The following is a 9,928-nucleotide window of genomic DNA, read 5'->3' on the forward strand; positions in this document are numbered from 1 at the left end:
ACGCTGAATAAAGGAGAAATATGGAACGGCGATTCATTAACACCTTTCGTTGAATAAAAATGCGGGAGCAAAAAACCTTGGAGAGCGATATCTCCAAGGTTTTGTATTATCGTTTATTAATCTCTTCAAGAAGAAGTTTATTGACCATCGGCGGGTTGGCCTGGCCTTTTGAAGCTTTCATGATTTGGCCGACAAGGAAGCCGATCGCCCGGTCTTTTCCGTTTTTAAAGTCTTCGATCGACTGAGGATTGTTGTCGAGCGCTTCTGTGACAAGCTTCCTGAGCGTGCCTTCGTCAGAGATTTGCACAAGGCCTTTCTCTTTGACGATTTTTTCTGCGTCTCCGCCGTTTTCGATTAATTCTTTGAAGACTTTTTTCGCGATTTTGGATGAAATCGTTCCTTTTTCAATCAGCTTAATCAAACCGGCAAGGCCTTCAGGCGTAAGCGCGACATCTTCGAGCTCTTTTTGCTGAGCATTCAGGTAAGCCGATACTTCACCCATCAGCCAGTTTGATGCAAGCTTCGCGTCGGCGCCTTTTTCAACGGCCGCTTCAAAGAAGTCTGACATTTCCTTTGTCAACGTCAGCACCTTTGCATCATAGGCAGGCAGTCCGAGCTCTTCAATGTAGCGCTTGCGGCGTTCGTCGGGAAGCTCTGGAATGCTGTCCTTGACGCGCTGTTTCCACTCATCGTCAATATAAAGCTCGACTAGATCCGGTTCAGGGAAATAGCGGTAGTCGTCAGAACCTTCTTTGACCCGCATCAAAATCGTCGTCTTTGATGACTCATCATAGCGGCGGGTTTCCTGCTGAATGACGCCTCCTGACAGAAGAACCTGTGCCTGGCGCTTTTCTTCATGCTCAAGGCCTTTTTGAACAAAGGCAAATGAGTTCAGGTTTTTCAGCTCTGTTTTCGTGCCGAATTCCTCTTGTCCGATCGGACGGAGCGAGATATTGGCGTCACAGCGGAGCGACCCTTCTTCCATCTTACAGTCGGAAACGCCTGTATACTGAATAATCGATTTCAGTTTTTCTAGATAGGCATAAGCCTCTTCAGGCGTTCTGATGTCAGGCTCGGAGACGATTTCAACGAGCGGCGTTCCCTGACGGTTATAGTCGACAAGGGAGTATCCGTCACCAGTATGCGTCAATTTCCCTGCATCTTCTTCCAAATGAAGGCGGGTAATGCCGATGCGCTTCGTCTTTCCGCCGACTTCGATTTCGATCCAGCCGTTTTCGCCGATCGGTTTGTCGAATTGAGAAATTTGGTATGCTTTCGGATTGTCAGGGTAGAAATAGTTTTTCCGGTCGAATTTTGTCTCCGTCGCAATCTCGCAGTTTAACGCCATTGCTGCTTTCATCGCGAAATTGACCGCCTCTTGATTTAAAACAGGCAGCACGCCGGGATAGCCCAAATCAATGACGCTTGTCTGCGTATTGGCAGCAGCGCCGAATGGCGTTGGAGAACTTGAGAAAATTTTCGATTTTGTTTTTAGCTCCACGTGGACTTCAAGTCCTATTACCGTTTCAAAGTTCATGTTTTTTCACCCCTTACAGTTCAGGTTTTGCCTTATGATGGTCTGTCGCCTGTTCGTACGCGTGGGCGACGCGGTAAACTGTGCTTTCATCAAAATGTTTGCCGATGATCTGCAGGCCGAGCGGCAGGCCGTTTGCAAGTCCGCACGGTACGCTGATTCCCGGTACACCTGCAAGGTTGACAGGAATCGTCAAGATGTCATTGGCGTACATTGTCAGCGGATCGCTCGTTTTTTCGCCGATTTTAAAGGCAGGCGTCGGCGTTGTCGGTCCGATGATGACGTCATAATTTTCAAATACGTCTTCAAAGTCCTTTTTGATCAAGGTTCTGACCTTCTGCGCCTTTTTATAGTAAGCATCATAGTAGCCTGAGCTTAGCGCGAACGTACCGAGCATGATGCGGCGCTTGACTTCGTTTCCGAATCCTTCAGAACGGGTCTGCTTGTAAAGGTCGATTAAGTTGTCCGCATTATCGGTGCGGTAGCCGTAGCGAATGCCGTCAAAGCGGGCAAGGTTTGCTGAAGCTTCAGATGAAGAAAGCAGATAATAGGTGGCCAGCGCGTATTTGCTGTGCGGCAGTGACACCTCTTCCCATGTCGCACCAAGGCCTTCAAGCACTTTTAATGCTTCAAGGACGGATTGCTTCGCTTCTTCTCCGACACCTTCGCCAAGGTATTCTTTCGGAACAGCGATCTTAAGTCCTTTAATATCGCCTGTCAACGCGGACAGATAGTCGGGCACGTCCACATTCGCACTTGTCGAATCCATTTTGTCGACGCCGGAAATCACTTGCAGAAGGTAGGCGTTGTCCTCGACAGATTTTGTGATCGGACCGATTTGATCCAATGATGAAGCAAATGCGACAAGACCGTATCTGGATACTCGTCCATATGTAGGTTTTAAGCCGACAACGCCGCAGAATGAAGCCGGCTGCCGAATGGAGCCTCCCGTGTCAGATCCGAGTGAAAACGGCACTTCTCCGGCTGCCACCGCCGCTGCGGAGCCTCCGCTTGATCCGCCCGGAACGGTTTCTAGATTCCACGGATTTTTCGTTTTTTGTAAGCCTGAATTCTCTGTGGAAGACCCCATGGCAAATTCGTCCATGTTCAGCTTCCCGATCGTGACAGCTTCCGCTTCCTGAAGACGTTGAACGACCGTTGCATCGTAGATCGGATCAAAATTCTCCAGTATTTTGCTTGCACAGGTTGTGCGTAAATCTTTTGTGACGATATTGTCCTTGATTCCGATCGGCATGCCGAAAAGAAGACCGTGCTCGTCTTTGCTGCCTGTCGCTTCATCCAATTCCTTGGCATAAGCGCGGGCTTTTTCTTCATCAAGCTGCAAAAAGGCCTGAACCTTTCCGTCCACTTCATGAATCCGTTTATAGGATTCATCGACTAAATCTGATATGCTGATCTCTTTATTATGTATGAGACGTTTTAATTCAGATATTTTATGATCAAACAGCGACATGTTCTCTCGTTCCCTCCTTTATTTAGTCCAAAATTGACGGCACGCGGATATAGCCGTCCTTATGGTCAGGCGCGTTTTTGACAACGTCCTCAACCGGAAGACCTTGATCAGGGACATCTTCCCTCATGATATTCTTCATTTGCAATACGTGCGTTGTTGGTTTAACATTCTCTGTATCGACTTCATTCAGCTCTTCTGCAAAGGAAATAATGCTGTCCAGCTGTTCTGTAAACATAGCCGCTTCCTCGTCCGTAATCGCCAGTCTTGCAAGATGGGCGACATGCTTTACTTCTTCTATAGAAATACGCGACATAAAAAACACCTCCATGATGATTCTCGCTTAGTCATATAATACTGATCATATCAAATGTGAGCCTCGTAAATCAACAAAACCGCAATCATCGTCCCGCCTCCCGCCGTTTTATTTTATTTTATATCAAGAAGCAGACAAAATAGGATGTCTAAATTTTCAGAATATTTTTACTTTAATTAATAATTGTAAGCGCTTTCATTAGTATGCTTATCAGGACCATCCCATCCTTTTTTCAAAAATTAATGGGCTTTTTACGGTTGATTGATTCGGAATAGTTTGATAGGTTAGGTAACTGAGTACGATTAAATTGGCAGCGCCTTATTATTCCAATACTTGATCTTTTAAAGAGGAGGCCCTGCAACATTCTTCGTACACATAAAATCAGTATTGTTGAAAATCATAAAGAGGTGATGCCACATTAAGTTAAAGAGGAGAGATATGAAACGTGAGTGTTGAAATATTTATTTCGTTGGGGATTTATTTTGCCGCAATGTTGTTTATCGGCTGGTATTCCTACAGAAAAACATCCAATTTGAATGACTATATGCTCGGCGGCAGAGGTCTTGGGCCTGCTGTTACGGCTTTATCGGCTGGTGCGTCTGACATGAGCGGATGGATGCTGATGGGACTCCCGGGAGCCATGTATGTAACAGGACTTTCAAGCGCCTGGCTTGCAGTTGGCTTAACGATTGGAGCTTATGTGAACTATTTAGTCGTCGCTCCCCGTCTGCGCACATATACGGAAGTAGCGAATGACGCGATAACAATTCCGGACTTTTTTGAAAATCGGTTCAATGACACAACAAGAATCCTGCGCCTGGCATCGGCGATTGTCATCATGGTGTTTTTCACACTTTATACGTCAGCTGGTATGGTGTCCGGAGGACGGCTGTTTGAAACGGCGTTTGGCCTCGATTATAAAATTGGTTTATTAGTAACTACTGCAGTCGTAATCGCATATACGCTGTTCGGAGGATTTTTAGCTGTCAGTCTGACGGACTTTGTGCAAGGCTTGATTATGTTTATTGCTTTAGTGCTCGTGCCGATCGTTGCCTTTACTCAATTAGGCGGAATCTCGCCGACAATAAATGTGATAGAAGAAATCGATCCGAGCCTGTTGGATTTCTTCAAAGGAACGACCGTCATTAGCATTATTTCATTTCTTGCCTGGGGACTCGGCTACTTCGGGCAGCCGCATATCATCGTGCGCTTTATGGCGATTTCATCCGTAAAAGAACTGAAGCCTGCACGACGCATTGCGATGGGCTGGATGATCGTCTCTGTCATCGGCGCATTGCTTGTCGGATTGATTGGAGTGGCGTATGTCCATGAAACAGGCGCAACCCTGAAAGATCCTGAAACGATCTTTATTGTATTTTCTAAAGTTTTATTCCATCCATTGATTACCGGATTTTTACTTTCCGCTTTGCTTGCGGCTATCATGAGTACGGTATCGTCCCAGCTCTTGGTGACGTCAAGCGCCATGACCGAAGACTTTTACAAAACGTTTTTCCGCCGCAAAGCTACAGATAAAGAACTTGTCTTTGTCGGACGCATGAGCGTTCTTTTGGTCGCCGTCATCGCCCTTCTTCTGTCCTTGACCCCGAATAACACGATCTTGGATCTCGTCGGCTATGCTTGGGCCGGGTTTGGTTCTGCGTTTGGACCTGCCATCCTTCTCAGCCTGTACTGGAAGCGAATGAACCAGTGGGGCGCATTAGCAGGCATGATCACAGGAGCCGCAACCGTGTTAATTTGGATTCTGACTGGACTTCAAGAGGCAACCGGAGTATATGAAATGATTCCAGGATTCTTCCTGAGTCTGATTGTGGTTGTCGCTGTCAGCCTGATGACGAATAAACCAGGTTCTGAGGCATCTGATATGTTTGAAGAAATGGAACAGACGCATGAGGAAGAACATTCTTAATTCAATAGCGAATCCAAAAAGCTGCCGGGCTGTATGCCTCGGCAGCTTTTTTATTTTCCTTCACCGCTTTCATCATCATCGCGAACTTCCTGTTCCTTTTTTTCTTCATGGAATTCTTTTGATGTTTGTCCGGCAATATAATCAAAAGGAGTATAGTGGTTTTGAATGGTTTTTTTGCGGATAAACATGTTATAGGCTCAAGCCACGATGATGGCGAATATCGACAGCGGAAGCAGCAGTGACAATAACAGCAGCATACTGAAACATCACCTTCTTTTCGCAAAAAATATTGTCCGCCCATCATGTCTGTGAGAAAATCATATCAATTAGTGTGAGAAAGGAGATCAATGGGCATGGATTGGCATATCAACATGGACACGGTCATGAAGCTGGGAGTCGCAACATTAATCGGAATGGTCATCGGTCTCGAAAGGGAACTAAAAAATAAGCCGCTCGGCTTGAAAACATGCATTGTCATTGCGATCAGCTCATGTGTGTTGACATTGGTCAGCATTGATGCAGCCTATCATTTTCCGAAATCAAACCGGATTATGATGGATCCCTTGCGGCTGCCGGCGCAAATTATTTCCGGGATCGGTTTCATCGGGGCAGGCGTCATTTTAAGGAAAAGCAATGATGTCATTTCCGGCCTCACAACATCTGCCATGATCTGGGGTGCGGCAGGTCTCGGCGTCGCAATCGGAGCGGGTTTTTATAAAGAGGCATTTATCAGTTTGGTCTTCATATTAGTCAGCGTCGAGTTTTTGCCCTGGATGATCGGCAAAATCGGCCCCGGCCGCTTGCAGGAAAAAGAAATCCGCATTCGCATGTCCCTGTCTGATAAGGATAAAATGACCGACATCCTCAAGGAAATGAAAGCGAAAAACATCCGGATACACTCTGTCCGGATCGACGATATGCGCGATAAAGATTTTCCGATTATGGAAACGAAAATCATGGTCCATAAGAAAAGATATGTGACTGATGTTTATTATGACATTAAAGCGATCGACGGAGTCGTCGGAGTGAAATGTGATACGCTTTAATGTCAGCGCATCTTGATTCAAAAGAAGCAGCCGATGAAGGCTGCTTCTTCTTTTATGAATCATAAATATGAACGGTCGGTTCTTTGTCTCCCGGCTTTTTCAAAATGACGGCTTCCTGTCCGTCTGATGAAGTGATGTTGATTTCTACATTCAGTTCGCTTTTTCCGTAGTAATCCATCACTTCACCGGTCAGAAACTGTGTAAACGCAATGACTTCGCTTTTTCCGTAAAACTGCATCGGAATGTTTATTTTCATCTCCTGCATTTGGTCGTCTTTATACAATGCTGTGCCGACAACACCAGTATAGTTTGGAAAATACGTATCAACTTTATTTTTGAACCGTTTAAAGAGCTCCGCATCATCCGGATGTTTATCCTTTCCTTTATCTGACGGGAAGAAGGTGTATTCTTCATTGATATGATCCCAGCCGCCGACCTCGCTTGAGCCTGCTTTGACTTCTGTTTTGGCAATGAAGTTTCCAGGCACGATCGATGATTTTGGCGCCTGCTTGTACAGGACGATTGTCAGCGGAATATTCTTCAGATCATCCATGTTCCGGACGCGTTTTGCCACTTCCTGTGCGATCTTTTCGCCTTCTGTTTTCAGCTTTTTATCGCTGATCGTCACTTCTTTTTGCGGGTCGCCGACTTTTTCGCGGTAATAGTAGACAGAGTTGAGCGCCAAGCCGATCACAACGCCTCCCAGCTCAATCGTATCTTTGTCTTTGCGGACAAGGTAATCGTGCTCAAGCATATGGGCGAGATAAATCGGGCTCTCCTCGTTTTGCTTTTCCGTTGAGCCGCTGCCTGAAAGAGCGGGGTTCAGCCCGAGGTTTTGAAAGTCTTTATCATCTTTCTGCGCTTTCTTCAGATCTGCTCCCGTTTTTTTACGGGCCAGCCAGCTTGTGATTGTATCTTCATCTAAATATTGGCCTTCCTGAAAAAGATAATCGTCAGTAGAGAAAGAATCTTGCGCGAGGCGCATCATGCCTGTTTCAAATTCATCGATGTCAAGCCTCGTATTCAGCCGTTCCGCCGTCAAGCCCCGGGCTTTTCCGGCTTTAAATGGAATAACCATTTTATAATATGAATCAGAGATGCTGTATTTTGGGATGATGGCTTTTTCTTTGGCCTTGTCCGTCTTCTGAACCATCTCTTGTTCTTCTTCTCCCCCAAAATTCGGCGCACAGGCTGAGAGCATCAGCATACCCGCAGCAGCCGCCAAAAATAATGTTTTTTTCAATAGAAAACACTCCTCTTATTTCTTTAGCTCACTGATCAGCCTTGCTTCATCCCACACCTCGATGTTAAGCTCTTCAGCTTTGGCCAGTTTGCTGCCTGCCGCTTCTCCGGCAATGACAAGATCGGTTTTTTTGCTTACACTGCCTGTAATTTTTCCCCCGAGCGCTTCAATTTCAGCTTTTACGTCGTTCCTCGACATTTCGCTGAGCTTTCCGGTCAGCACAATCGTTTTTCCGGCAAAATAGGAGTCGCTGTCTTCGGCAGTTGCTTTTTTCGGGCCTTTGTAAACGTTGTTGACACCGAGCTCTTCAAGCTCAGCCAAAAGTTTTAGAATCTCTTCTTTTTCAAAGTATGTGACGAGGGCATCCGCCATTTTTTCACCGATTTCATCAACTTCAACCAATTCTTCCTTTGTTGCTTTTTTGAGTCTGTCGAGCGTTTCAAAATGCATGGCAAGCGTTTTGGCCGCTTTTGAACCGATAAAGCGGATGCCAAGCCCGAAGAGAAGCCGCTCCAATGAATTTTCCTTCGATTTTCCAATCGACTGCAACAAGTTGTCAGTCGATTTCTCACCCATTCGTTCAAGACCGATCAGCTGCTCCCGCGTCAATTTATAAAGATCAGCCACATTGTGGACAAGATCCTCCCGGAACAGCTGGGTGATGACGCGTTCTCCGAGGCCTTCTATATTCATGGCATTGCGGGAAACGAAATGAATCAACCCTTCTCTGATCTGGGCAGGGCATTCAGGATTAATGCAGCGAAGCGCGACTTCCTCCTCAATTCTGACCAGCTCGCTTCCGCATTCCGGGCATTCCTTGGGCATGCTGAATTCTTTTTCTTCGCCCGTCCGTTGTTCAACCAGCACATTGACAACCTCCGGGATGATATCTCCCGCTTTTTTGATGACGACTTTATCAAACAGTCTAATATCTTTCTCTTTAATTAAATCTTCGTTATGAAGAGACGCTCTTTGGACTGTCGTTCCCGCAACTTTTACGGGTTCGAGTATCGCCGTCGGCGTCACTGCGCCCGTCCGGCCGACGCTCAATTCAATGTCCAATAGCGTTGTAACGACTTCTTCAGCCGGAAACTTGTAGGCAATTGCCCAGCGTGGGCTTTTCGCCGTGTATCCGAGCTCTTCCTGCTGATCGAGGGAATTGACTTTAATGACGATCCCGTCAATTTCATATGGCAGGTCTGCACGTTTTGTCTTCAGCTCTTCAACGATTTCAATGACCTCTTCGATCGTGCTGCATTTTTTCCGTTCATGATTGGTTTTGAAGCCGAGTTCATCGAGAAAATCAAGCCCTTGGCTCTGCGTTTCGACACCCATTTCGTCAAGCTCAGCTATACTGTAGACGAAAATATCAAGATTTCGTTTCGCTGCAATTTTCGGATCAAGCTGTCTTAATGATCCGGCAGCTGCGTTTCGCGGGTTTGCAAACGGCTCTTCTTCTCTTTCAAGCCTCGCTTCGTTCAGCAGTTCAAAGGAGCGTTTCGGCATAAAAGCTTCTCCGCGCACCTCGATGGAAAGGTCGCGTTTCATCTTGAGGGGGATGTTTCTGATCGTCTTCAAGTTCTCAGTAATATCCTCGCCGGTCGTTCCGTCACCCCTTGTCGCACCTCTGGCAAATACGCCGTTTTCGTAGCGCAATGAAACAGCAAGACCGTCTATTTTGAATTCGACGTTATACTCAACGTCTCCGACCGCCTGGCGGACCCTGCGGTCAAAGTCGCGCAGATCTTCCTCATTAAACGCATTGCCGAGGCTCAGCATCGGTGTTTTGTGCTGCACTTTTTGAAAGGCGTCCAGAACGGCTCCGCCGACACGCTGTGAAGGAGAGACGGGCGTTTTTAAATCAGGGTGCTCCGCCTCAATGGCAATAAGCTCCTTCATCAATTTGTCATATTCGGAATCTGGCACGCTCGGGTCATCAAGTGTGTGATATTCATAGTTGTATTTGTTAATCAGTGCATGCAGTTGTTCCACACGACGTTTTGCTGTTTCTTTTTCCATTGATTTCGTCCTTTCATTTCAGGTCTTTTGCCATTATTGCTTTTCAATTGGCGCAAAGGCCGCGAGAAGACGCTTCACTCCGATCGGGCTCGGGAAGGCGATGTCAAGCTCAGTTGATTCACCGGCTCCTTTTACGCTGACGACCGTTCCGACACCCCATTTTTTATGGGAGGCCTTATCACCGACGGCCCAGCCGATTCCGTCTCCGCCCGTTTTGCTGTAGGATGCGGCTGGTCTTGCAACAGGCCCCCTCCGCTCCGGCTTCCTTCCGAACGGACTTTTCAGATCCTTCTTCTTCTCATTTAGATTGTCCAATAATTCTTCCGGTATTTCTGCAATAAATCTTGATTCCGGATTCATATTCGTTCTGCC

The 9,928-nt window shown here is 46.6% G+C and carries 8 protein-coding genes and 1 pseudogene; 2 read left to right on the forward strand and 7 right to left on the reverse strand.

Translation table 11 applies throughout. From position 1 onward, the window contains the following. Positions 1-106: 106 nt before the first annotated feature. Genes gatB through gatC form a run of 3 tightly spaced genes read right to left on the reverse strand, consistent with a single transcriptional unit; the run spans position 107 to position 3,321 of the window. Positions 107-1,537, reverse strand: a complete 1,431-nt coding sequence (gene gatB, locus BTA30_RS20315) for an Asp-tRNA(Asn)/Glu-tRNA(Gln) amidotransferase subunit GatB (protein ID WP_076763546.1) — start codon at positions 1,535-1,537, stop codon at positions 107-109. 13 nt (positions 1,538-1,550) lie between these two features. Then, positions 1,551-3,008: an Asp-tRNA(Asn)/Glu-tRNA(Gln) amidotransferase subunit GatA gene (gene gatA / locus BTA30_RS20320; RefSeq protein ID WP_076763548.1), complete on the reverse strand. Its 1,458-nt coding sequence runs from the start codon at positions 3,006-3,008 to the stop codon at positions 1,551-1,553. Positions 3,009-3,030: 22 nt separating this feature from the next. After that, a complete protein-coding gene (gatC, locus tag BTA30_RS20325; RefSeq protein ID WP_076763550.1) occupies positions 3,031-3,321 on the reverse strand; it encodes an Asp-tRNA(Asn)/Glu-tRNA(Gln) amidotransferase subunit GatC in 291 nt (96 codons plus the stop codon). A gap of 445 nt (positions 3,322-3,766) precedes the next feature. On the opposite strand from gatC, the gene putP reads away from it, so the two are divergent. Continuing rightward, on the forward strand, positions 3,767-5,248 hold the full coding sequence (putP, locus tag BTA30_RS20330) for a sodium/proline symporter PutP (protein ID WP_076763551.1): 1,482 nt from the start codon (positions 3,767-3,769) through the stop codon (positions 5,246-5,248). 50 nt (positions 5,249-5,298) lie between these two features. Here the strand turns inward: putP and BTA30_RS20335 are convergent, their stop codons facing one another. Next, positions 5,299-5,436 (reverse strand): DUF3951 domain-containing protein, encoded by a 138-nt coding sequence (locus BTA30_RS20335; protein ID WP_239693550.1) that lies wholly within the window; start codon positions 5,434-5,436, stop codon positions 5,299-5,301. A 165-nt stretch (positions 5,437-5,601) separates the two neighbouring features. On the opposite strand from BTA30_RS20335, the gene BTA30_RS20340 reads away from it, so the two are divergent. Continuing rightward, complete coding sequence (locus tag BTA30_RS20340) at positions 5,602-6,294, forward strand: MgtC/SapB family protein (RefSeq protein ID WP_076763553.1); 693 nt, start codon at positions 5,602-5,604, stop codon at positions 6,292-6,294. 52 nt (positions 6,295-6,346) lie between these two features. On the opposite strand, the gene BTA30_RS20345 is transcribed toward BTA30_RS20340, so the two are convergent. The 3 genes and pseudogenes from BTA30_RS20345 to BTA30_RS20355 form a co-directional block, all read right to left on the reverse strand. Continuing rightward, a complete protein-coding gene (locus BTA30_RS20345) occupies positions 6,347-7,537 on the reverse strand; it encodes a CamS family sex pheromone protein (protein ID WP_076763555.1) in 1,191 nt (396 codons plus the stop codon). 15 nt (positions 7,538-7,552) lie between these two features. Then, positions 7,553-9,556: an NAD-dependent DNA ligase LigA gene (gene ligA, locus BTA30_RS20350; protein WP_076763557.1), complete on the reverse strand. Its 2,004-nt coding sequence runs from the start codon at positions 9,554-9,556 to the stop codon at positions 7,553-7,555. Positions 9,557-9,589: 33 nt separating this feature from the next. Then, positions 9,590-9,928 (reverse strand): annotated as a pseudogene (locus tag BTA30_RS20355) (ATP-dependent DNA helicase PcrA); the annotation flags it as partial.

Source organism: Bacillus swezeyi (genome assembly GCF_001969815.1).
Lineage (GTDB): Bacteria > Bacillota > Bacilli > Bacillales > Bacillaceae > Bacillus > Bacillus swezeyi.